We start from the raw sequence: 20980 nt of genomic DNA, 5'->3' as shown, positions 1-20980 counted from the left end.
CACGGATATCGTGACCGGGTGCCTCCCGCCATGCCGCCGCATCCCGCCGACAGCCACGACGTCATCCGGGTGCAGGGCGCCCGGGAGCACAACCTCAAGGACGTGAGCGTCGAGCTGCCGAAGCGCCGGCTCACCGTGTTCACGGGGGTGTCCGGCTCCGGCAAGAGCTCCCTCGTCTTCGGCACGATCGCGGCCGAGTCGCAGCGGATGATCAACGAGACCTACCCCGCGTTCGTGCAGGGCTTCATGCCCTCGCTCGACCGGCCCGACGTCGACGTGCTCGAGGGGCTGACGACGGCGATCATCGTCGACCAGGAGCGGATGGGCGCCAACGCCCGCTCGACCGTCGGCACCGCGACCGACGCGAACGCCATGCTCCGGATCCTGTTCAGCCGGCTCGGTGAACCGCACATCGGATCGCCCCAGGCGTTCTCGTTCAACATCGCGTCGGTCACCGGATCCGGTAGCGCCGCCACCTCGAGCGGCAAGCAGATCGAGCGGGAGTTCTCCCTCCTCGGTGGCATGTGCCCGCGCTGCGAGGGCATGGGCACGGTCTCCGACATCGACCTGACCCAGCTCTACGACGACAGCAGGTCGCTCGCCGGGGGCGCTCTGACGATCCCCGGGTACACGGTCGACGGATGGCAGACCCGCATCTACGCGGAGTCCGGCTTCGTCCCCGCCGACGTGCCGATCCGCGACTTCACCGCGCAGCAGCTCGACGACTTCCTGTACAAGGAGGCGACCAAGGTCAAGATCAACGGCATCAACCTCACCTACGAGGGCTTGATCCCGAAGATCCAGAAGTCGATGCTCTCCAAGGACGTCGACGCGATGCAGCCGCACATCCGCGCATTCGTCGAGCGCGCCGTCGCCTTCGCGCCGTGCCCGGAGTGCGAGGGCACCCGGCTCAGTGCCGCGGCGCGTTCGTCGAAGATCGCCGGCGTCTCGATCGCCGACGCGTGCGCGATGCAGATCAGCGACCTCGCCGCCTGGGTGCACGGGCTGGACGACCCCTCGGTCGCACCGCTGCGGCACAACCTCGGCGCGCTCCTCGACTCCTTCGTGCGGATCGGCCTCGGCTACCTCTCCCTCGACCGGTCGTCGGGCACGCTCTCCGGCGGCGAGGCGCAGCGCACCAAGATGATCCGGCACCTCGGCTCCTCGCTCACCGACGTGACCTACGTCTTCGACGAGCCGACGATCGGGTTGCATCCGCACGACATCCAGCGCATGAACGAGCTGCTGCTGCAGCTGCGCGACAAGGGCAACACGGTGCTCGTCGTCGAGCACAAGCCCGAGGCGATCGCGATCGCCGACCACGTCGTCGATCTCGGGCCGGGCGCCGGCACGGAGGGCGGCCGGATCATGTTCGAGGGCACGGTCGAGGACCTCCGCGCGAGCGGCACGCTGACCGGGCGCCACCTCGACGACCGCGCCCGGCTCAAGGAGACGGTGCGCACGTCGTCGGGGTCGATGCAGGTGCGGGGCGCGCGCGAGCACAACCTGCGGGGCGTCGACATCGACATCCCGCTCGGCGTCCTCACGGTCGTGACGGGCGTGGCCGGGTCGGGCAAGAGCTCGCTCATCCACGGCTCGGTCTCGCCGCGCGAGGGTGTGGTGACCATCGACCAGGGCGGGATCCGCGGGTCGCGGCGCAGCAATCCGGCCACCTACACCGGGCTGCTCGACCCGATCCGCTCGGCGTTCGCCAAGGCGAACGGCGTCAAGCCCGCACTGTTCAGCGCGAACTCCGAGGGCGCCTGCCCGGTGTGCAAGGGCGCCGGCGTGATCTACACCGACCTCGGCCCCATGGCCGGCGTCGCCACCACGTGCGAGGAGTGCGGCGGCATCGGCTTCCGCGCGGCCGTGCTCGAGTACACGCTCGGCGGGCGCGACATCAGCCAGGTGCTCCGGATGCCGGTGACCGATGCGGAGGCCTTCTTCGGCTCGGGCGAGGCGCGTCTGCCCGCCGCGCACGCCATCCTGAACCGGCTCGCCGACGTCGGCCTCGGCTACCTGACGATCGGCCAGCCGCTCACCACCCTCTCCGGCGGCGAGCGCCAGCGGCTGAAGCTCGCGGTGCACATGGGCTCGCCCGGCGAGGTCTATGTGCTCGACGAGCCGACCACCGGCCTGCATCTCGCCGACGTCGAGAACCTGCTCGGCCTGCTCGACCGGCTCGTCGACGCGGGCCGCTCGGTCATCGTGATCGAGCACCACCAGGCCGTGATGGCGCACGCCGACTGGATCATCGACCTCGGCCCGGGCGCCGGGCACGACGGAGGCCGCGTCGTGTTCGAGGGCACGCCCGCCGAGCTGGTGGCGTCGCGCTCGACGCTCACCGGGCAGCATCTGGCGCAATACGTCGGGGCGTGATCGGGTGGAGGCATGAGCATCCACCCGACGGGAGTCACCGCCAATCTGCGCGTGCCGGAGGGCGCCGCGGCCAGGGAGTTCTACACCGGGTTCCTCGGGCTGACCGAGACCGCATTCGACCTCGGCTGGGTCATCAGGCTGCAGTCCCCCGACGGCCGTGCCGAGCTCCAGCTCGTCACGCGGGACGCGGGCTCCCCGTCGACTCGGTCATCTCGGTGCACGTCGGCGACGAGGTCGAGGCCGCGTACGCCGAGGCCCAGGCGCGCGGGCTCGATATCGTGCATCCGCTGACGCAGGAGGAGTGGGGCGTGCGCCGTTTCATGGTGCGCGCCCCCGACGGGAACGTCGTCAACATCGTCAGCCACGTCGACTAGGGCGAATTCACAGATCCTGCAGTTGACGCAGGAATGCAGACGTGTAATATTGCAGCCGCTGCAAATCACAGCCCGCCAGTGTCGGCGTCCGGCCGTCGGCGTTCTCCGGTGGTTGCGGGCGCCCCGCCCATCCACCGAAGGACATTCGCTTGTCAACTGCCACCGCGCCGGTCGCGACGCAACCGGCCGCACCTGCACCCCAGGCGTCGAAGCCGATCATGTCCCACCGGCAGATCCTGCTGGTCATCTACGGCCTCATGGCCGGCATGTTCCTCTCCTCGCTCGACCAGACCGTCGTGGGCACCGCGATCCGCACGATCGGCGACGACCTCCACGGCCTCGATCAGCAGGCGTGGGTCACGACCGCCTACCTGATCACCTCCACGATCTCGGTGCCGATCTACGGCAAGCTCTCCGACATCTTCGGTCGGCGACCGCTGTTCATCTTCGGCATCGCGGTGTTCCTGCTCGGGTCGCTCGCGTCGTCGTTCTCGACGTCGATGTTCATGCTCGCCGGCTTCCGCGCGATCCAGGGCATCGGGGCCGGCGCGCTCATGTCGCTGCCGCTCGCGATCATGGGCGACATCCTCGCCCCGCGCGAGCGCGCGAAGTACCAGGGCTACTTCTTCGCCGTGTTCGGCGTCTCGTCGGTGGTCGGCCCGCTCGTCGGCGGCCTGTTCGCCGGAGCGGACTCGATCCTGTTCATCTCCGGATGGCGCTGGGTCTTCCTGATCAACGTGCCCATCGGGATCATCGCCCTGCTCATGGTGATCGCGTTCCTGCACCTGCCGAAGTTCGCGCACCACCGGGCGCCGCGCATCGACTGGTGGGGCGCGACGACCGTGATCATCGCCCTGGTGCCGCTGCTGCTGGTGGCGGAGAAGGGCCAGGACTGGGGCTGGACCTCGCCGGGCTCGATCGCCTGCTACATCGTCGGCGGAGTCGGCGTGCTCGCGTTCGTGATCGTGGAGCGCCTCATGAAGGAGGACGCGATCATCCCGCTGCGGCTGTTCCGGTCGCGCGTGTTCTCGATGGCGACGATCCTCGGCGTGCTCGTCGGATTCGGGATGTTCGGCGCCATGCTGACGATCCCGCTCTACCTGCAGATCGTCACGGGTCTCACCCCGACCGAGTCGGGCTTCGCGATGATCCCCATGGTCGTCGGCCTCATGATCGCGTCGATCGGCTCCGGCCAGATCCTCGCGAGGACCGGGCACTACCGGATCTTCCCCATCACCGGCACCTTCGTGACCGCGCTCGGATTCTTCCTGCTGACGTTCATCTCGATCGACAAGCCGCTGTGGTTCCTCATGCTCGCGATGTTCTGCATCGGACTCGGCCTCGGCCAGCTCATGCAGACCCTCACGCTGGCCAGCCAGATGTCCGTCGCCCCGCACCAGATGGGTGTCGCCACCAGCGCGGCGACCTTCTTCCGCCAGATCGGCGGCACACTCGGCGTCGCGATCCTGATCTCGGTGCTGTTCACGACGCTCCCGCTGAACTTCACGCACACGCTCGAGAACAAGGCCACGCTCACCACGACGCTCGACGCGGCCCTGAATCCCGCGGTCGCCGGGGCGAAGAAGAACGCGAAGGTGATGTCGCAGCTCTGGAACCCGATCGTCGACCCGATCAAGTCGAAGGTGCAGGAGCAGCTCGACAGCGCCACGACCGCCGCCCAGAAGGGCGCCGACGCCGCCGTGACGCAGCAGGTGACCGCGGCGGTCCAGGCGCAGGTCGCAGCCGGCGCCATCCCGGCAGCCGCCGCACCGGCGATCGTCGCGCAGAACGTCGAGGCCGCGAAGCCCGCGGCCGAGCAGCAGGCGCTCGAGGCCGTGGCGTCGAAGGCGCACGCGAGCCTGCACGACGGCAGGGTCGCGGTCGACTGGTCGAACGCGGGCCAGCGCACGCACTGGGTCAACCAGCTGGCGCCGGCCATCCAGAAGAAGGTCAAGAACGCCACGAAGTCCTCGAGCGGTTCGGGTGCCTCCGGCAGCGACACCTCGTTCGTCAACGGCGCCGACAAGCGCCTGACGACTCCGTTCCTCACCGGGTTCAACAACGCGGTGGTAACGGTCTACTGGATCGCGCTGGCCGACATCGTGGTGGCGTTCCTGCTCAGCCTCTTCTTCAAGGTGCCGCCGCTGCGCAAGGTGTCGGCCCTGCAGGAGCGCGCCGACGCCAACGGGATGTCCGAGACCGGAACGATCCAGACCCAGCCGGTCTGACCGGATGCCGGGGCGGGCCCGCGAGGACCCGTCCCGGCACCGGTGCGCACCGCACGGAACCGCAGATGACCACGACAACCGATGCCGAGCGCGCCGAGGGCACCCTCCGCGAGCGCAAGAAGAGCCAGACCCGGCACGCGATCCACGCCGCCGCGGTGCGGCTCGTCGACGAGCAGGGGCTCGAGCAGGCGACGGTGGAGCAGATCTGCCGCGACGCCGACATCTCCTCGCGCACCTTCTTCAACTACTTCCCGTCCAAGGCGGCGGCCGCTCTCGGTCTGCCCGACACGATGATCGACGAGGCGGCGGCGGCCGGGTTCCGTGCCGCGGACGGCCTGCTCGTCGACGCGCTCTGCGACGTCTTCGCGGCGACCGCCGACGTGCAGGCTGAGCGGGTGCGCATGAAGGAGCTCATCTCGCGATGCCCCGAGCTCATGCCGGCGCTCACCCAGTGGATGGCGGGCATGCGCGAGCAGGTCCTGGCCCTCGCCGAGGAGCGGGCCGCCGATGCGCGCGAGGCGCAGCTCGCGATGACCCTCGTCATGGCGGCGTTCAGCAGCATCGTCCACGACCGGGAGGCCGACGACGGCCGGCCGATGGCCGAGCGGCTGCGCGAGCGCGTCCGCGATCTCATGACGGTGCGCGCGGCGAAGCTGCACTGAGCTCCGCCGCGCGCCGGCCGCGGGCTACGCGGTCGCGGACTCCTTCTTCGGCAGCTTCCAGTTCGGCCGCACGTAGTGGCACGTGTAGCCGTTCGGGATCTTGCGCAGGTAGTCCTGGTGCTCCTCCTCGGCCTCCCAGAAGTCGCCCGCCGGAACGACCTCGGTGACGACCTTGCCGCGGTGGATGCCGGCGGCGTCGATCTCCGCGATCACCTCGCGGGCCGTGGCCTCCTGCTCCGGGGTCGTGAAGAAGATCGCGGAGCGGTAGCTGCGGCCGACATCGTTGCCCTGTCGGTTCAGCGTGGTCGGGTCGTGCAGCTGGAAGAAGAACTCCAGCAGCTCCCGGTAGCTGAACTTCTCGGGGTCGAAGATGACCTCGACCGACTCGGCGTGGTCGCCGTGGCGGTAGTAGGTGGCGTTCTTCGTGCTGTCGTCGCCCGAATAGCCGGTGCGGGTGGAGATGACGCCCGGGGCGGAGCGGAGGAGCTCCTGGGCTCCCCAGAAGCAGCCGCCCGCGAGGATCGCGCGCTCGGTGGTTGTCATGATGCGACCTCCTGGGTCGTGTCGGTGGTGAAGAGGATGCGAACTCGCCGTAGCCGGCGGGCTCGAGCTCGTCGACGGGCACGAAGCGCATCGCCGCCGAGTTGATGCAGTAACGCAGGCCGCCCTGGTCGGCGGGGCCGTCGTCGAACACGTGGCCGAGGTGGCTGTCGCCGTGGGCCGAGCGCACCTCGGTGCGCCGCATCCCGTAGCTGTTGTCCGACTTCAGCACCACGTTGGCCGGGTCGACCGGCACGGTGAAGCTCGGCCATCCGGATCGGCTGTCGTACTTGTGGATCGAGGCGAACAGCGGCTCGCCCGACACGATGTCGACGTAGAGCCCGGCGTCGTGGTTGTCGACGTACTCGCCGGTGAACGCGGGCTCGGTCGCGGCGTTCTGCGTCACCGCGAACTGCTCGCGGGTGAGCTTCTGAATGGCTGCGGGGTCCTTGCGGTACTCCGTCATGCTGGCCTCCTGTGGTCCTGGGCTCCGATCGCGGGGCCCGATGAGTACAACACCGGAGCGCCTCGCGACGTTCCCGGATGGCGCGACCCCCTACCGCGGTAGGGGGCGAAGTGCGCTCCGCAGCGGGACGCGCCCCGGCATCCCGAAATCTACCGTCGGAGTATGTCCACCCTCGTCGCCCCCGAACGCCCCGCGGATCGCCCCATCCGCACGACCGGCTCACGCCAGGAGCGCAACGCCAGCGACTACAAGGAGCTGATGGCGCTCGTCAAGGCGGAGGGTCTGCTGAAGCGCCGCCCGATCTGGTACGCCGGCCGGGCCGCACTCATGATCGGCCTGTTCGCTGCCGCCTTCGCGGGGCTCTTCGCCCTGGGCTCCTCGCCGTGGGTGCTGCTGCTCGCCGCCGGCTTCGGCCTGCTCTTCACCCAGTCGGCCTTCTTCGCGCACGACGGCGCGCATCGGCAGATCTTCAGCTCCAACAACCGCAACGAGTGGTTCTCGCGGATCGTCGGCAACGGCGTCGTCGGACTCAGCTACGGCTGGTGGATGAACAAGCACACCAAGCACCACACCAACCCGAACAAGCTGGGCAAGGACGGCGACATCGACTCCAACGCGATCGTCTTCACGCCGGAGGCCGCCGCGGAGCGCGCGGAGCGGGACGGGCTGTCCGCCCTGCTCATGCGCTATCAGCACCTGTTCTTCGTGCCCGTCCTGCTGCTGGCCGGTCTCGAGCTGCACCGCAACGCGATCCTCGGTGTGCTCGGCCGCACCCAGATGAAGCACCGCTGGGTCGAGGGTGCACTCCTGGTGCTGCGCCTCGCCGGCTTCCCGACCATCGTCTTCATCGCCTGCGGCCCCCTCATGGGACTCGCGTTCCTCGGTATCCAGGTCGCCGTGTTCGGGCTGACGATGGGCGGCAGCTTCGCGCCGAATCACAAGGGCATGGCCATCATCCCCGCTGGCCTGGAGATCGACTTCCTCCGCCGTCAGACCCTCACCTCCCGCAACATCACGGGCGGACCCGCCGTCGCGATCGGCATGGGCGGGCTCAACTTCCAGATCGAGCACCACCTGTTCCCGAACATGCCGAGCATCAACCTCGGCCGCGCCCGACGGATCGTGCGCGCCTACTGCGCCGAGAAGAACGTCAGCTACACGGAGACCACGTTCATCGGCTCGTACCGCATCGTGCTGCGCTATCTGAAGCGCGTCGGCATCCGGCACGCCGACCCGTTCGAGTGCCCCCTCGCGGCGCAGCTCCGGTGACCGTCCCGCCGCTCATGCGTATCGTGGTGCGCATGGCGGGAGCCGCGGGAGGCCCTCAGGCCGGCGGCGATCGCGACGGCGGCGCCGTCGGCGAGCGGGTGGCCCGTCGCTCGACGCAGCGCGACGCCTGGATGCGCGTGGGAGCGGTCGCCGCCGGCGTCGCGCTGCTCGTCGTCGGCAGCATTCTGGGCTCCAGCATCTATCGCGGCCCCCTGCTGTTCGTCTTCCTGTTCACCGCGGCGCAGGCCGGAGCGCTCGTGCTCGCGACGGTCCGACCGCGCACGGCGGCCATCGCCGCGCTCGTGGCCTCCGCCGGCATCATGGTCGTCGCGCACGGGGGTTGTCGCCCTGGCCGTGGTCGGTCACGACCCTGATCACGCAGGCGCTGATCGTGGGCACCATCGCGTACCGCGTCCGCTGGGTCGAGGCCGTGATCGGCGTCGTCGCGAACCTGCTCGTCTCCGGTACGATCGCGATGCTCTTGCCGACGGCTCGCAGCGCCGAGTCGGTCGGCGTCGACCTGGTGGTCTTCACATCGACCGCGGGAACACTGCTCGCAACCGGGATCGTGCTGCAGCAGCGGCGTGCCATCCGCGTCCAGTTGGCTCGCGAGCGGCGGGTCAGCGAAGAGGAACGGGCCAGGCGGCTGGTCGCCGAGGAGAAGACTCGGATCGCGCGCGAGCTGCACGACGTCATCGCCCACAGCATGTCGGTCATCAACGTGCAGGCGTCGAGCGCGCCCTATCGGCTCGCCGACGTCGGGCCCGATGTGCGCCAGGAGTTCGAGCAGATGGCCGCCTCGAGCCGGCGGGCGCTCGCGGAGATGCGGTCGCTGCTGAGCGTGCTGCGCGAGGATGATCGACCGAACGAGCTCGCGCCGCAGCCCGGACTCGCGGCGATCCCCGGCCTGATCGCCGCCGTCGACCGCTCGGGCACCTGGATCAACCTGGAGTGGGTCGGCGAGTTCGGCGATGAGGGGGTCCGCCAGATCGTCGGCCTCGCCGCGTATCGCATCGTGCAGGAGGCGGTGAGCAACGCGCTGCGCCATTCCCCGGGCTCGCACATCGACGTCCGATGCACACGGGAACCCCAGGGGCTCTCGCTTCTGATCACCAACGGGCCCGCTCGACGACGCGGCGTGCCGGTGCCCGGCGGAGCAGGCAACGGCCTGGTCGGCATGCGCGAACGCGCCACGAGTCTCGGCGGCACTCTCGAGCATCACGGGCTGCCGGCCGGCGGATACGTGGTGCGCGCGTGGTTGCCGCTGGACCCGAAGGCGCCCGTCGACCACTCCGACGAGCGGACCGATGCCGCATGAGCATCCGCATCGTCATCGCGGACGACCAGGCCATGGTCCGTGCCGGGTTCAGCGCCCTGCTGCACGCCGACCCCGGCCTCGAGGTCGTCGGCGAGGCGGCCGACGGCGCCGAGGCGGTCGCGATCGTGCGGCAGACGCATCCGGATGTCGTGCTCATGGACGTGCGGATGCCCCACCTCGACGGCATCGCCGCGACCCGCGCCCTCCTGCAGAGCGGCGACCCGGGGATCGCGCCCGTGCCGCGGGTGCTCATGCTGACGACGTTCGACATCGACGAGTACGTCTACGAGGCGGTCCGGGCGGGCGCGAGCGGCTTCCTGCTGAAGGACGCGCTCCCCGAGGAGCTGACCGCGGCGGTGCACGTCGTCGCCCGAGGTGACGCGCTGCTCGCCCCGAGCGTCACGCGTCGCATGATCGAGCATTTCGTCGCCGCAGCGGCACCGCGCTCCGAGCCGCCGGCTCTCGACGAGCTCACGGATCGCGAGCGGGATGTGCTGAGCCTGGTGGCGACAGGCCGCTCCAATCGCGAGATCGCGGCCGACCTCGTCATCGCGGAGCAGACGGTCAAGACCCACGTCAGCCGCATCCTGGGCAAACTGGGCCTGCGGGATCGCGCTCAGGCCGTGATCGCGGCGTACGAGTCGGGCCTCGTGGTCGCGCAACCGCGCGAGGGGCGCGAACCGCCGTGATGGCGCCGCACCGGCTCACGCGCGATGACGCGCGGCGGATCGTCGTGCGTGCGCAGCTGCTCGACGCGGAGCGGCCGGGCGACGTCGTGGAGGTCGCCGAGCAGCTCGGCGCGATCAAGATCGATCCGACGCGGATCATCGCCCCGTGCGAGCACACCGTGCTGTGGAGCCGCATCGGCTACGCCTACGAGCCCGGGCAGCTGAGCAAGGCGGTCGAGCGCGATCGGCTGCTGTTCGAGTTCGACGGCGCGTTCCGCGCGATGAGCCTGCTGCCGCTGATGCTGCCGGCGATGCGCGTCTGGCCTCGGCGCGAGAGCACCCGGCAGTGGCTGGAGGCCAACGACCGGTTCCGCCGGGATGTGCTCGCCCGCCTGCGCGCGGACGGCCCGCTGCTCGCGAGCGAGATCGATGACACTGCGCAGGTGAGCCGGGCGCCGGACGGGTGGTCGGGATCCAACCAGGTGCCGATCATGCTCGACGTCCTCAGCCGTCAGGGCGTGGTCGCGATCGTCGGCCGGGAGGGGCGGCACCGCCGCTGGGATCTCGCCGAACGGGTGTACCCGGGCGACCTGCCGGAGCTCGATCCGGATGAGGCGGCGCGGCAGCTGGCCGAGCGGCGCCTGCAGGCGGCCGGCATCGCGAAGCAGAAGTCGCCGTGGTCGGGTGTCGGCACGGCGGGCGAGGCCGCGACCATCGACGGGCTCGCCGGCACCTGGCGGGTCGACCCCCGCCAGCTCGCCGCGCTCGAGGACGACGCCGGCGGGCGGGTCGCATTCCTGAACCCCTACGACGGGATGCTGTTCGACCGTCCACGGCTGCGTGACGTGTTCGAGTTCGACTACGTGCTCGAGCAGTTCAAGCCCAAGCCGCAGCGCAGGTACGGGCTGTTCGCGCATCCGATCCTGCTCGGCGACCGCTTCGTCGGCATGCTCGAGGCCGAACTCGACCGCGCCGAGGGGCTGCTGCGGGTGCAGGCGGTGCACGAGTTCCTGCCGTTCGAGGTCGAGGAGCTCGACATGGTCCGCGCCGAGATCTCCGAACTCGCGCAGTGGCTGGGCGCCGCGGTCGCCGAGGGGCGCCGCGAGCGCTGACCGCGCAGACTGAACGGGTGGATGCCGAGACCGCCCGCGCGCTCATGGCGCGCCGCCGCGACGACATCCGCGGTCGCCTCGACGAGGTCGACCGCCGCCTCGCCGCGGTGCGCGAGGCCCGCGGCGACTGGACCGACGAGGAGCACGACCCGGAGGGTTTCGCCCTGACCCACGAGTGGTCGCAGGCCGAGGAGCCCGCGTGCGCCTCGGGGCGACGCTGCGCGAGCTGGAACGCGCCGGGGATCGCGTCAGCGAGGGCAGCTACGGCCGCTGCGCCGTCTGCGACGCCGAGATCCCCACGGCTCAGCTGGAGCTGCAGCCGGAGCGCACGGCGTGCGTCGCGTGCGTCGACCGGCGCCGCCGCTGACGCGCGCTCATCGGTGAGCGCGCCGCCGCGGCGGATCGTGATGAACCGCGGGTCGCGCGGATTCGGGAGGATCGGCACTAATCCGCGACGCGGATGATCGTCTTGCCCGGCACGCGGCGCCCGGCGGCGAAGGCGTCCGGCGCCTCGGCGAGCGGGCGCACCTCGCCCACGATCGGCCTCAGCCGGCCGTCGCGCACCCGCTGGGCGAGATCGGCGAGCCGGGCACGGTCGGGCTCGACGACGAAGAAGATCGCACGGCCGCCGGCCGGCTGCTCGCGCGGGGGCGCCGCGATGGTGACGAACGTGCCGCCGGGGCGCACCAGCGCGAGCGATCGGGATCCGATCTCCCGGCCGATCACGTCGAGCACCACGTCGACCGGGCCGACCGCGTCGAGGTCGTCGCCGTCGAGGTCGACGAATTCGTCGGCACCCAGGCCGAGCACCGTGTCGCGGTCGCGGGCGCGACCCGTGCCGATCACGTACGCCCCGGCGTCGTGCGCGAGCTGCACGGCGATCGAGCCGACCCCGCCGGCCGCACCGTGGATGAGCGCCGACTGCCCGATCTCGAGCCGCCCGTGGTCGAACAGCGCCTGCCACGCCGTCAGCCCCGAGATCGGCAACGCCGCCGCGACGGTGTGGTCGATGCCCGCGGGAAGCGGGGCGAGGTTGCGCGCCTCGACCGCGACGAGCTCGGCCAGCGAGCCGTCGCGCGCCCAGTCGGTGAGGCCGAACACCCGCTGCCCGACGGTCAGGCCGGTCGTGCCGAAGCCCAGCCCGACCACGACGCCCGAGACCTCATGCCCCGGGACGCTCGGCGTGCGGTCGCGTCCGGCGCGATCCGTCCAGGTGGCGGGCCAGTCGAGCTCGCCGGGCGTGAAGCCCGCCGCGTGCACGCACACGACGACATCGTTCTCCGCGGCGTGCGGCTCCGGGAGCTCGGCGAGCGTCAGGCCGGCGACGCCGGCCTCGCGATCGCTGACGGTGACGGCTTTCATCATGCGCTGCGTGTCCATGCCTCCAGGATCCTCCGGAAGCGCGCTCAGAGCACCTTTGACAGGAACGCCTTCGTGCGCTCATGCTGCGGGTTCGCCAGCAGCTCGCGCGGTGCACCCGACTCCACGACGACCCCGCCGTCCAGGAACACCATCGCGTCGCCGACCTCGCGTGCGAACCCCATCTCGTGCGTGACGACCACCATCGTCATGCCCGTGTCCGCGAGCTCGCGCATGACGTCGAGCACCTCCCCCACGAGCTCGGGGTCGAGCGCGCTCGTCGGCTCGTCGAACAGCATGAGCTTCGGATCCATGGCGAGCGCCCGGGCGATCGCCACCCGCTGCTGCTGACCGCCCGAGAGCTGCGACGGATAGTGGCCCGCGTGGGATGCCAACCCCACCCGCGCGAGCAGGTCGCGCCCGCGCTCCAGCGCGTCGCGTCGCGACATCCCCTTCACCGTGGTCGGCGCCTCGGCGATGTTCTCGAGCGCCGTCATGTGCGGGAAGAGGTTGAAGTGCTGGAAGACCATGCCGATGTCGCGCCGCTGCCGCGCCGCCTCCGCCGGCTTGAGCTCGTAGAGCTTGTCGCCCCTCTCGCGGTACCCGACCAGCTCGCCGTCGACGTAGAGCCGCCCGGCGTCGACCACCTCGAGATGGTTGATGCAGCGCAGGAACGTCGACTTGCCCGAGCCGCTCGGCCCGATGACGCACATGACCTGCCCGCGCTCGACCCGCAGCGAGATCGACGTGAGCACCTCGTTGCCACCGAAGCGCTTCGAGACCGCGACCGCCTCGACCATCGGCCGCGCGGCATCCGGGGTCGTCGCGCGCTGGACCGGGGTCATCGCACACCCCCGACGCCGCCGACGATGACGGGGGCATCCGGATCGTTCTCGATCGCCGGGCGGCCGCGCCCGATGCCGCGGGAGAACCGCTTCTCGAGGAAGTACTGCCCGACCATGAGGATCGAGGTGAAGAAGAGGTACCACAGCGACGCGACGATCAGCAGCGGGATCGGCACGAACGTCTCGGCGGAGATGTCGCGCGCGCGCCCGAACAGGTCGAGCGAGAACGGCACCGCCGCGACGAGCGTGGTCGTCTTGAGCATCGAGATGACCTCGTTGCCGGTCGGCGGGATGATCACCCGCATCGACTGCGGGATCACGATGCGGCGCATGGTCTGGCCCCACGACATCCCGAGCGCCTTCGCCGCCTCCTCCTGGCCGGCATCGACCGAGAGCAGTCCGGCGCGCACGATCTCGGCCATGTAGGCCGCCTCGTTGAGCGACAGCCCGACCACCGAGATGAAGAACAGCGGCGGCACCCAGTCGATCTTGATGACGTCCCAGGTGTGCACGAACGGGATGCCGATGATGATCGAGTTGTAGATCAGCGTGATCAGACCCCAGAACACGAGCTGCACGTAGACCGGGGTGCCGCGGAAGATCCACAGGTACACCCACGAGACGGCCTTCACGACCGGGTTCGGCGAGAGCCGCATGATCGCCAGGATCAGGCCGAGCACGATGCCGATGACCATCGAGTAGACGGTCAGCTGCAGCGTGATGAGCGCCGCCTGGCTGATGCGCTGATCGAAGAGGTACTTGCCCACGTCCGGCCAGTCGAACGCCGTGCGCTGCGCGGCGTCGAGCACGAACAGCACGACGAGGAGGATCAGGATCACGGCGACGGTGATCCGCCCGGGATGGCGCAGCCGCACCGCCCGGATCGCCTCGCCCGAGGGGACGGCGCTGTCCCCCGGGCGCCCTGCGAGTCGGTCATGACCGACTTACTGCTTCGAGGCGGCGTTGACGTCGGCCGCGGTCACGGCTCCGTCGTCGACGCCCCACTTCTGCAGGATCTTCGTGTAGGTGCCGTCGTCGATGAGCGCCTGCAACGCGTTCTTGATCACGTCGGTCAGCTTCGAGCCCTTGTCGACCGCGAACCCGTAGGGCGCCACGTCGAACGTCGTGCCGGCCGCCTGGATCTTGTCCTTCTGCTTGCTGATCGCGTACTCCGTGATCGGCGAGTCGGCGCTCATCGCGTCGACCTGGCCGAGCACGAGCGCGTTGGTCGCCTGGTCCTGGCCGTCGAACTTGAGCACCTGGATGGCGGCCTTGCCGGCATCCGTGCACTTCTTCGACTTCGCGGGCACCTCCTCGGTGTCCTCGTACGTGCCCGCCTCGACGGCGACCTTCAGCCCGCACGCGTTGTCGGGGTCGACGTTCTTGCCCTTGGCCGAGGCCCACAGCACGCCCGCGCTGTAGTAGTTGACGAAGTCGACCTGCTTCTCGCGCTCGGTGGTGTCGGTGAACGACGAGACGCCCAGGTCGTACCGCCCGCCCGTGATGCTCGGGATGATGTTGTCGAACTTGGAGATCGTGTAGTCGGTCGTCACGCCGAGCTTCGCGGCGATCGCATCGGCGAGGTCGACGTCCCAGCCGATGACCTTGCCGTCGCTGTCCTTGTACTCGTTCGGCGCGTACGTGGCGTCGATGCCGATCGTGAGCTTGCCGGCCTTGGCGATGTCGCCGGGCAGGGTCTTGGCGAGAGCCGCGTCCTTCGTGACGCCGTAGGCGTTCTTCTGGCCGGTGTCGCCGCCCGAGCCGCCGCTGCCACCGCCGCTGTTGTCGACGCACCCGGCCAGCAGCAGCGCTGCCGCGACCGCCGCAACCGGGAGAATCAGTGCCTTGCGCATGTGAGGACCTTCCTGATGGGGGATATCTGCCGCGCGTGTGCGCGACCGCTGTCGATTCCGCACGCTCGTGGCATGCGGCACCATGACCACTGAATCTATCCGCCCTGCGATCCCAGCTGGGCGACCAGTCGCCTCGTCGACTCGTCGATCTCGGCCTGCGGGACGCGGCTGTGCGGTCCCGGCACGGCGCGCAGCACCTTGTCGGCGGAGCCGAACGCGTCGAACAGCGCGAACCCCGACTCGCGGTCGATCTCGGGGTCGTCCCACGACAGCACGTACTGCACGGGCACCGTGACCCGTCGCGCCGCCTCGACGAGCCCCGGGCGCGCGAACGCGGCGCCGAACACGGCGGCCGCGATGCGCCGGTCGGCGGCAGCGAGCCGGATGCCGATCTCGGTCGCGAGCGTCATGCCCGTGTAGCCGGCTCCCCCGGTCAGATCGATCCCGGGCATCCGCTCGAGCGCGTCGAGCACCGACCGCCACTCGGGCACCGCGCGCTCCGCGATGGAGGCGTTGAAGTCGGCCACGAGGTCGCCGAGGGGCTGCCCCGCCGCGCGGGCCACCTGCATCCGGTCGACCCAGGCCTCGTCCTCGGGCGAGCGCGCGCGATCGCCGTGGCCGGGCGCGTCGATCGCGACGACGTGGATGCCGTACCCGGCGGCGAGCACGCGGGCACGCGCGACGAGGCCGCCCGCGCTCTTGTGGAGTCCGCCCGGATGACCGGACAGCACCACGGGGGCGGGCTCGCCGACGTGCGCCGGTGACCAGAGGATGCCGGGGACGTCGCCCTGGACGAACCCGCGTTCGATGACGCCGTCGAGCGTCGATTCGGAGATGAGATGCATGAGAGTGCCTTTCGGGAATCACCATTCGGTGCTCCCGGTGACCCTCAGATCACGCGACGGCCCGTGCTGGCGACGGAGCACCCGACTTCTCGTTCATCGGGCATCACCTCCTCGGCCTGCGACACGGACCCGGGAACGTTACCGCATGTCGGTCCGCACCGGGCTCGTCGGACGCTGAGATGGGACATCGACGGACATCGAAATGCGAGGAGGACCTCATGCCGGACCTGACGGACATCGATCGCATCGTGGGCGGCATCCGCTACCTCGTGCTGGCTACCGCCGACGCGGACGGCACCCCGTGGGCCACGCCCGTGTTCTTCGCACCGCTCGGCCGCGACGGCGTGTGCTGGGTCTCGTCGGCCGATGCGCGGCACTCCCGCAACATCGCAAAGCGCACCTCCGTGGCGATCACGGTCTTCGACTCCACCGTGGCGATCGGCCACGCGGAGGCCGCCTACTTCGAGGCGGACGCGGCGGCGCTTCCGGCCGGGGAGACCGGCCAGGCGCTGGAGGCGCTCAACGCCCGGCTCCCCGAACCGAAGCGGATGACGGCCGACGACCTGCTGCCGGTGGGCCCGCTGACTGTCTACCGGGCGACGCTGCGGCGCCGGTACCTGCTCGTGCGCGGCGGGAACCAGGAGTTCCGCAACGTGCTCGACATGACCGTCGAGGTCTGATCGTCGTCCCGACGTGCCGGATCAGGCGTCGCGCACGACCTCGTAGGTGAGTGCGCTGAGGTTGCGGCCGATGGGCCTCGCCCCCTGCAGGCGCAGCGCGGTGGCGGTGCCGGCGTCGTCGAAGAGCCGCTTGCCGGTGCCGATCACGAGCGGGAAGACGATGAGCCGGAACTCGTCGACCAGCCCGTTGTGCAGGAGCGTCTGCACGAGCTGCCGGCTGGCGTAGACGACGATGTCGCCCGCGATCCGCTGCTTGAGCCTCGACGCCTCCTCGACCACGTCGCCGCCCAGCACCGTCGAGTTGACCCAGATCGGGTCGGTGAGGGTCGACGAGACGACGTACTTCGGCAGGGCCCGCAGGCGCTCGGCCCAGTCGCCGGGGGCGACGTTCCAGCGCGGACCGAAGTAGGCATCGGTGCGCCGTCCGATCAGCAGCGCGTCGGCGGCGATGGCCTCGGAGTACTCCAGCTCCGCCCACGCCGCGCGGTCCTCGGCCATGCACCGGTCGAACCAGCCGCCGTATGCGGAGCCCTCCTCGCCGGTGGGGTCCTCGACGACGCCGTCGAGCGTGACGTTCTGGCTGATGACGATCTTTCCCATGGTGTTCTCCCTGTGCGGGTACGCCCTCGTGACGTACAGAGGTGCAGACACCGCGGGTCGGCGGAATCGGGCGCCGGCACCGCCCGATTTCCGCCGCCGGCGGTGTCACCACCGGTGGACACCACTCACGACCGACGAGGAGCGATGCGACAATGACGACGGTGATGCCGGAGGAGCTGCTGTCGCGGGCCCGTGCCGGCGACGATCGGGCCTTCCGTGAGATGACCCAGCCGCATCTGCGTGAGCTGCAGGTGCACTGCTACCGGATGCTGGGCTCGTTCCACGACGCCGAGGACGCGGTGCAGGAGACCCTGCTCACCGCGTGGCGGGGCCTCGGCGGCTTCGAGGGGCGCTCGTCGCTGCGCACCTGGCTGTACGCGATCGCGACCAACCGCTGCCTCAACGTGCGGCGTGCGGCCGGCCGGCGCCGTGCGCGGGAGTGGGACATCCCCGGAGTGCAGCCGCCCGAACCGACGCAGCTGGGAGAGGTGCCCTGGCTCGAGCCCTACCCGGACGCGCTGCTGGACGGCACCGCTCGCGAGCCCGGTCCGGAGGAGAGCTCCGAGCGGACCGAGTCCATCTCGCTCGCCTTCATCACCGCGCTCCAGCTGCTGCCGCCGCGGCAGGTCGCCGTGCTCATCCTGCGCGACGTGCTCGGCTTCCCCGCGAAGCAGGTCGCCGACATGCTCGGCGGCACGGTGGAATCGGTCGCGAGCGCGTTGAAGCGGGCGCGGGCGAACCTGCGGCGCACCCTGCCGGGCGAGGGGGCGCGCGAGGAGCGGGCGGCATCCGCATCGTCCGCCGAGACAGTCGTCGTGTCGAGGTTCGTCGCCGCCTACGAGGCCGGCGACCTCGACGCGCTCGTGGCGCTGCTCACGGACGACGTGTTCATGTCGATGCCGCCCATGGCGCTCGAGTACGTCGGCCGCGAGCTCGTCGGCCGGTTCTGCGCGCTGCTGTTCGCCGCCGGACGCCGCTACCGCCTGATCGCGACCCGCGCCAACGGGCAGCCCGCGTTCGGCATCTACGTGCACACGCCCGACGGCCTCGTCACCTCCGGCCTGATGACGATCACGATCGCCGGCGACCGGATCGCCGCGATGAGCCGCTTCGAGAACACGGTCATTCCCGCGTTCGGGCTCGCGCCCACGCTGCCCGCGTAGCGACCCCGCCCGCTCTTGCGTTTTCGCGGGTTAGGTGGCCTTCCGGGCACCTCGGTAGCGTTGCGCGCCCGACGCACGCCGAGCATCCCGGAGGTCCTCATCCGCACGCTGCCCCATGCCACCCGGCCCCACGCCACCCAGCCCCCGCCACCCTGCTCCAGGCCACCTACGTCCCCGCCGAGAACGGCCTCGCCTGGTGGGGCGTCGCCGACATCGACGCCGCCCTCGAGCACGCCGGGCTCCCGCCCGGGCGCCGCGCCGCGCTGCGCCTCGCCGGGATCGTCGGTGATCGGGTCGGCCCCATCGATGTCGAGGCCCGCATCACCGCCGTCGCCGAGGCGGCATCCGCCCTCACGGCCACGACCCGGGTCGGTGCGCTCGGGATGTCGGCGCGGGCCTGGCGGCAGGCGAGCCGCATCGTCCTCCGCTCGGCGCGCTCCGGGTCGGAGGAGGACGCCTTCGCCGCCGTGGTCGCGGCGATGCCGCCGGCCGGTCACGCCGTTCTCAACGCCGACGAGTCGGCGATCGCCGCCCCCGGGGCGCTCGTCCGGGAGTACGCGCGTGCGCTGTCGACGCTCAAGGCCCTCCGGGCGGCCAACGTCACGGCGACCCTCCGGCCGTACCAGGTGCACGGGGTCTCCTGGTTGCTGCAGAAGGTCGACGCCGGCCAGGGAGGTGTGCTGGCCGACGAGATGGGGCTCGGCAAGACGCTCCAGGTCATCGCCGTGCTCGCGACCCGGCAGCCCCAGAGCCTGCAGCTCGTGGTGTGCCCGACATCGTTGCTGGCGAATTGGCGACGCGAGATCCAGCACTTCGCACCCGGCCTGAACGTGCTCGAGTACCACGGACCCGACCGGCGCCTGCCGGCTCGCCCGGAACCGCGGACCGTCGTCGTCACCAGCTACGCGCTGCTGCGATCGGACGAGGCGGTGCGGAGCCGGCACTGGGATGTCGCCGTCTTCGATGAGGCCCAGCAGCTCAAGAACACCGACACGCAGGTGACCAGGGCGGCATCCGCGCTCCCGTCCACCAGCAGGATCGCGTTGACGGGGACGCCGGTCGAGAACGACCTCGACGAGCTGTGGTCGATCCTCTCGGTCACCAACCCCGGCGCGCTCGGCGCCCGCGGCCGGTTCCGGCAGCGGTTCGTGAACCCGATCCGGCAACGCCGCTCCGCGTCGGCCGCCGCGACGCTCGCAACCGTCGTCGCGCCCCACCTCCTCCGGCGCAGGAAGGCGGATGTCGCGCAGGACCTGCCGCCTCGCATCGACGCCACGGTCGTCTGCACGCTCAGCCCGGAGCAGGTCGCGCTCTATCGCGAGGCCGTGGAGCGCGCGTTCTCCGCCGGATTGGGCTCGGGATTCGGCCGCAGCGGACGCGTGCTCGCCCTGCTGACGGAGCTCAAGCAGATCTGCAACCATCCCGCCCTCGAGGCCGGGGAGCCCGCACTCGAACCCGGGAGGTCCGGAAAGTTCGACCGCACGTGCGAGATGCTGGGCGAGGTCGTGGCGGACGGGGAGCGCGCCCTCGTGTTCACGCAGTACCGCCGGACGGGCGAGCTCCTGTCGTCCGGGCTCGCGTCGGCGCTCCGGATCGACGCCGTGCCCTTCCTGCACGGTGGGCTCGCGCCGGCGCAGCGTGACGAGCTCATCCGCGCGTTCCAGGAGGACGACCACGCCTCGCCCCTCCTGATCCTGAGCCTGCGCGCCGCCGGGTTCGGGCTGAACCTGACGCGTGCCTCGAACGTCGTGCACTTCGATCGCTGGTGGAATCCCGCCGTCGAGGAGCAGGCGACCGCTCGGGCGCACCGGATCGGACAGCGGCGCACGCTCAACGTCTACAAGCTGGTCACCGAGGGAACCGTGGAGGACTACATCGACCGCATGCACCAGGAGAAGCAGGGTCTCGCCGAGCTGATCTCCGGCGACCCCACGGCGGCGCTCACGAAGTTGCCGGATCGCGAGCTGCGCGAGGTGCTCGACCTCCGGATGCGGCCATGACGGCCCGGCCGAAGCTCGGTGCGACCGCTTGGGGGTACGCGTGGCTGCGCACGGTCGAACCGACCGCGGGGCGGCCCGACCCACGGCTGCCCCGTGCCCGGGCGATCGCGCATCGCCAGGAGAGCGCGCTCGCCGTCGACGCGTCGACGATCACCGCGACGATCGCCGACGGCCGTCGGGAGCACTCCGTGCGGCTGCGCGTGCCCCCGTGGACGGATGCCGAGGCCGCGACCGCCGAGGCCCTCCTCGCGTCGGAGCGCGAGCACCTGACGACGGGCGACATCCCCGACCACGTCCACCGCCGACTGACCGCCGCCGGCCTGACCGTCGCCGTGCCGCCGGACGAGATCGAGGCGATCTGCACCTGCCGCACCCGCGAAGCGCCCTGCATGCACGTCCTGGCGACGCTGTACGGCCTGGTGCTGAGCGTCGACGAGCGCCCCCTGACGGCGTGGGAGCTCCGGATGCCGCACGCCGCATCCGGCCGACGCCGTGATCCGGACTGGCTGGCCCTGTCGGAGTTGGAGCCCGGCACCTTCTTCACCGGCCCGGCCTGAACGCCCGGGCCACCGGTACCCGGGTAGCAGTCGCAGTACCAGGAGAACCGCTGCCTTCTGGA

The 20980-nt window shown here is 70.8% G+C and carries 22 protein-coding genes and 1 pseudogene; 14 read left to right on the top strand and 9 right to left on the bottom strand.

Translation table 11 applies throughout. The features are described from left to right. Positions 1 to 30: 30 nt before the first annotated feature. Both QQK35_RS14650 and QQK35_RS14645 read left to right on the top strand, forming a co-directional pair. The gene (locus QQK35_RS14650; protein WP_284255718.1) at positions 31 to 2379 is read left to right on the top strand and encodes an ATP-binding cassette domain-containing protein; all 2349 of its coding nucleotides are present in this window, start codon (positions 31 to 33) and stop codon (positions 2377 to 2379) included. A 215-nt stretch (positions 2380 to 2594) separates the two neighbouring features. Continuing rightward, a complete protein-coding gene (locus QQK35_RS14645; protein ID WP_284254816.1) occupies positions 2595 to 2753 on the top strand; it encodes a VOC family protein in 159 nt (52 codons plus the stop codon). Between the two features lie 7 nt (positions 2754 to 2760). Here QQK35_RS14645 and QQK35_RS14640 read toward each other — a convergent pair whose 3' ends face one another. After that, positions 2761 to 2973, bottom strand: a complete 213-nt coding sequence (locus QQK35_RS14640) for a hypothetical protein (protein WP_284254815.1) — start codon at positions 2971 to 2973, stop codon at positions 2761 to 2763. Between QQK35_RS14640 and QQK35_RS14635 the strand changes: the two genes are divergently transcribed. Both QQK35_RS14635 and QQK35_RS14630 read left to right on the top strand, forming a co-directional pair. After that, complete coding sequence (locus QQK35_RS14635; protein WP_284254814.1) at positions 2972 to 4981, top strand: MDR family MFS transporter; 2010 nt, start codon at positions 2972 to 2974, stop codon at positions 4979 to 4981. The two genes, QQK35_RS14640 and QQK35_RS14635, sit on opposite strands and share 2 nt — an antisense overlap. Before the next feature lie 65 nt (positions 4982 to 5046). Then, positions 5047 to 5643, top strand: coding sequence for a TetR family transcriptional regulator (locus QQK35_RS14630; protein ID WP_284254813.1), 597 nt, complete (start codon positions 5047 to 5049; stop codon positions 5641 to 5643). 24 nt (positions 5644 to 5667) lie between these two features. Here the strand turns inward: QQK35_RS14630 and msrA are convergent, their stop codons facing one another. Both msrA and msrB read right to left on the bottom strand, forming a co-directional pair. After that, on the bottom strand, positions 5668 to 6186 hold the full coding sequence (gene msrA / locus QQK35_RS14625) for a peptide-methionine (S)-S-oxide reductase MsrA (protein WP_284254812.1): 519 nt from the start codon (positions 6184 to 6186) through the stop codon (positions 5668 to 5670). Between the two features lie 109 nt (positions 6187 to 6295). Further along, a pseudogene (gene msrB / locus QQK35_RS14620) lies at positions 6296 to 6649 on the bottom strand (peptide-methionine (R)-S-oxide reductase MsrB); the annotation flags it as partial. 162 nt (positions 6650 to 6811) lie between these two features. On the opposite strand from msrB, the gene QQK35_RS14615 reads away from it, so the two are divergent. From QQK35_RS14615 to QQK35_RS14590, 6 genes are all read left to right on the top strand, one after another. Beyond that, positions 6812 to 7918 (top strand): fatty acid desaturase family protein, encoded by a 1107-nt coding sequence (locus QQK35_RS14615; RefSeq protein WP_284254811.1) that lies wholly within the window; start codon positions 6812 to 6814, stop codon positions 7916 to 7918. A gap of 32 nt (positions 7919 to 7950) precedes the next feature. Further along, positions 7951 to 8292: a hypothetical protein gene (locus QQK35_RS14610; RefSeq protein ID WP_284254810.1), complete on the top strand. Its 342-nt coding sequence runs from the start codon at positions 7951 to 7953 to the stop codon at positions 8290 to 8292. Between the two features lie 17 nt (positions 8293 to 8309). Beyond that, a complete protein-coding gene (locus QQK35_RS14605; protein WP_284254809.1) occupies positions 8310 to 9236 on the top strand; it encodes a sensor histidine kinase in 927 nt (308 codons plus the stop codon). Beyond that, a complete protein-coding gene (locus tag QQK35_RS14600) occupies positions 9233 to 9925 on the top strand; it encodes a response regulator (protein WP_284254808.1) in 693 nt (230 codons plus the stop codon). The genes QQK35_RS14605 and QQK35_RS14600 overlap by 4 nt, the downstream gene beginning before the upstream one ends. Then, positions 9925 to 11016: a DNA glycosylase AlkZ-like family protein gene (locus QQK35_RS14595; RefSeq protein WP_284255717.1), complete on the top strand. Its 1092-nt coding sequence runs from the start codon at positions 9925 to 9927 to the stop codon at positions 11014 to 11016. The genes QQK35_RS14600 and QQK35_RS14595 overlap by 1 nt, the downstream gene beginning before the upstream one ends. A 199-nt stretch (positions 11017 to 11215) precedes the next feature. Continuing rightward, on the top strand, positions 11216 to 11383 hold the full coding sequence (locus tag QQK35_RS14590) for a TraR/DksA C4-type zinc finger protein (RefSeq protein ID WP_284254807.1): 168 nt from the start codon (positions 11216 to 11218) through the stop codon (positions 11381 to 11383). Positions 11384 to 11460: 77 nt separating this feature from the next. On the opposite strand, the gene QQK35_RS14585 is transcribed toward QQK35_RS14590, so the two are convergent. From QQK35_RS14585 to QQK35_RS14565, 5 genes are all read right to left on the bottom strand, one after another. Then, positions 11461 to 12396: an NADP-dependent oxidoreductase gene (locus QQK35_RS14585; RefSeq protein WP_284254806.1), complete on the bottom strand. Its 936-nt coding sequence runs from the start codon at positions 12394 to 12396 to the stop codon at positions 11461 to 11463. A gap of 26 nt (positions 12397 to 12422) precedes the next feature. Continuing rightward, complete coding sequence (locus QQK35_RS14580; protein WP_284254805.1) at positions 12423 to 13220, bottom strand: amino acid ABC transporter ATP-binding protein; 798 nt, start codon at positions 13218 to 13220, stop codon at positions 12423 to 12425. Next, positions 13217 to 14095, bottom strand: a complete 879-nt coding sequence (locus QQK35_RS14575; protein WP_284254804.1) for an amino acid ABC transporter permease — start codon at positions 14093 to 14095, stop codon at positions 13217 to 13219. Before QQK35_RS14575 ends, QQK35_RS14580 begins: the two co-directional genes overlap by 4 nt. 69 nt (positions 14096 to 14164) lie before the next feature. Next, a complete protein-coding gene (locus tag QQK35_RS14570) occupies positions 14165 to 15073 on the bottom strand; it encodes an ABC transporter substrate-binding protein (protein WP_284254803.1) in 909 nt (302 codons plus the stop codon). 95 nt (positions 15074 to 15168) lie between these two features. Further along, positions 15169 to 15918, bottom strand: a complete 750-nt coding sequence (locus QQK35_RS14565; RefSeq protein WP_284254802.1) for an alpha/beta hydrolase family protein — start codon at positions 15916 to 15918, stop codon at positions 15169 to 15171. 218 nt (positions 15919 to 16136) lie between these two features. Here QQK35_RS14565 and QQK35_RS14560 point away from each other — a divergent pair, with 218 nt between their 5' ends. Then, positions 16137 to 16598 (top strand): pyridoxamine 5'-phosphate oxidase family protein, encoded by a 462-nt coding sequence (locus QQK35_RS14560; RefSeq protein WP_284254800.1) that lies wholly within the window; start codon positions 16137 to 16139, stop codon positions 16596 to 16598. Between the two features lie 21 nt (positions 16599 to 16619). On the opposite strand, the gene QQK35_RS14555 is transcribed toward QQK35_RS14560, so the two are convergent. Beyond that, on the bottom strand, positions 16620 to 17198 hold the full coding sequence (locus tag QQK35_RS14555; protein WP_284254799.1) for a dihydrofolate reductase family protein: 579 nt from the start codon (positions 17196 to 17198) through the stop codon (positions 16620 to 16622). A 152-nt stretch (positions 17199 to 17350) separates the two neighbouring features. Between QQK35_RS14555 and QQK35_RS14550 the strand changes: the two genes are divergently transcribed. The 3 genes from QQK35_RS14550 to QQK35_RS14540 all read left to right on the top strand — a co-directional run bounded on the left by QQK35_RS14550 (position 17351) and on the right by QQK35_RS14540 (position 20918). Next, positions 17351 to 18361 (top strand): RNA polymerase subunit sigma-70, encoded by a 1011-nt coding sequence (locus QQK35_RS14550; protein WP_284254798.1) that lies wholly within the window; start codon positions 17351 to 17353, stop codon positions 18359 to 18361. Between the two features lie 383 nt (positions 18362 to 18744). Then, a complete protein-coding gene (locus QQK35_RS14545; protein WP_284254797.1) occupies positions 18745 to 20361 on the top strand; it encodes a DEAD/DEAH box helicase in 1617 nt (538 codons plus the stop codon). Continuing rightward, positions 20358 to 20918 (top strand): hypothetical protein, encoded by a 561-nt coding sequence (locus tag QQK35_RS14540; RefSeq protein WP_284254796.1) that lies wholly within the window; start codon positions 20358 to 20360, stop codon positions 20916 to 20918. Before QQK35_RS14545 ends, QQK35_RS14540 begins: the two co-directional genes overlap by 4 nt. Positions 20919 to 20980 lie beyond the last annotated feature (62 nt).

Source organism: Pseudolysinimonas kribbensis (assembly GCF_030161895.1).
In the GTDB taxonomy this organism is placed as follows: domain Bacteria; phylum Actinomycetota; class Actinomycetes; order Actinomycetales; family Microbacteriaceae; genus Pseudolysinimonas; species Pseudolysinimonas kribbensis.
Note: the sequence above shows the minus strand (reverse complement) of the source record. Positions and strands in the feature narration are given on the sequence as shown.

Coding starts and splice junctions, on each gene's coding strand:
- QQK35_RS14650 (WP_284255718.1), top strand. CDS start 31: ATGCCGCCGCATCCCGCCGACAGCCACGACGTCATCCGGGTGCAGGGC.
- QQK35_RS14635 (WP_284254814.1), top strand. CDS start 2,972: ATGTCCCACCGGCAGATCCTGCTGGTCATCTACGGCCTCATGGCCGGC.
- QQK35_RS14640 (WP_284254815.1), bottom strand. CDS start 2,973: ATGATCGGCTTCGACGCCTGGGGTGCAGGTGCGGCCGGTTGCGTCGCG.
- QQK35_RS14630 (WP_284254813.1), top strand. CDS start 5,047: ATGACCACGACAACCGATGCCGAGCGCGCCGAGGGCACCCTCCGCGAG.
- msrA (WP_284254812.1), bottom strand. CDS start 6,186: ATGACAACCACCGAGCGCGCGATCCTCGCGGGCGGCTGCTTCTGGGGA.
- QQK35_RS14615 (WP_284254811.1), top strand. CDS start 6,812: ATGTCCACCCTCGTCGCCCCCGAACGCCCCGCGGATCGCCCCATCCGC.
- QQK35_RS14610 (WP_284254810.1), top strand. CDS start 7,951: ATGGCGGGAGCCGCGGGAGGCCCTCAGGCCGGCGGCGATCGCGACGGC.
- QQK35_RS14600 (WP_284254808.1), top strand. CDS start 9,233: ATGAGCATCCGCATCGTCATCGCGGACGACCAGGCCATGGTCCGTGCC.
- QQK35_RS14595 (WP_284255717.1), top strand. CDS start 9,925: ATGGCGCCGCACCGGCTCACGCGCGATGACGCGCGGCGGATCGTCGTG.
- QQK35_RS14585 (WP_284254806.1), bottom strand. CDS start 12,396: ATGGACACGCAGCGCATGATGAAAGCCGTCACCGTCAGCGATCGCGAG.
- QQK35_RS14580 (WP_284254805.1), bottom strand. CDS start 13,220: ATGACCCCGGTCCAGCGCGCGACGACCCCGGATGCCGCGCGGCCGATG.
- QQK35_RS14570 (WP_284254803.1), bottom strand. CDS start 15,073: ATGCGCAAGGCACTGATTCTCCCGGTTGCGGCGGTCGCGGCAGCGCTG.
- QQK35_RS14565 (WP_284254802.1), bottom strand. CDS start 15,918: ATGCATCTCATCTCCGAATCGACGCTCGACGGCGTCATCGAACGCGGG.
- QQK35_RS14560 (WP_284254800.1), top strand. CDS start 16,137: ATGCCGGACCTGACGGACATCGATCGCATCGTGGGCGGCATCCGCTAC.
- QQK35_RS14555 (WP_284254799.1), bottom strand. CDS start 17,198: ATGGGAAAGATCGTCATCAGCCAGAACGTCACGCTCGACGGCGTCGTC.
- QQK35_RS14550 (WP_284254798.1), top strand. CDS start 17,351: ATGACGACGGTGATGCCGGAGGAGCTGCTGTCGCGGGCCCGTGCCGGC.
- QQK35_RS14545 (WP_284254797.1), top strand. CDS start 18,745: ATGTCGGCGCGGGCCTGGCGGCAGGCGAGCCGCATCGTCCTCCGCTCG.
- QQK35_RS14540 (WP_284254796.1), top strand. CDS start 20,358: ATGACGGCCCGGCCGAAGCTCGGTGCGACCGCTTGGGGGTACGCGTGG.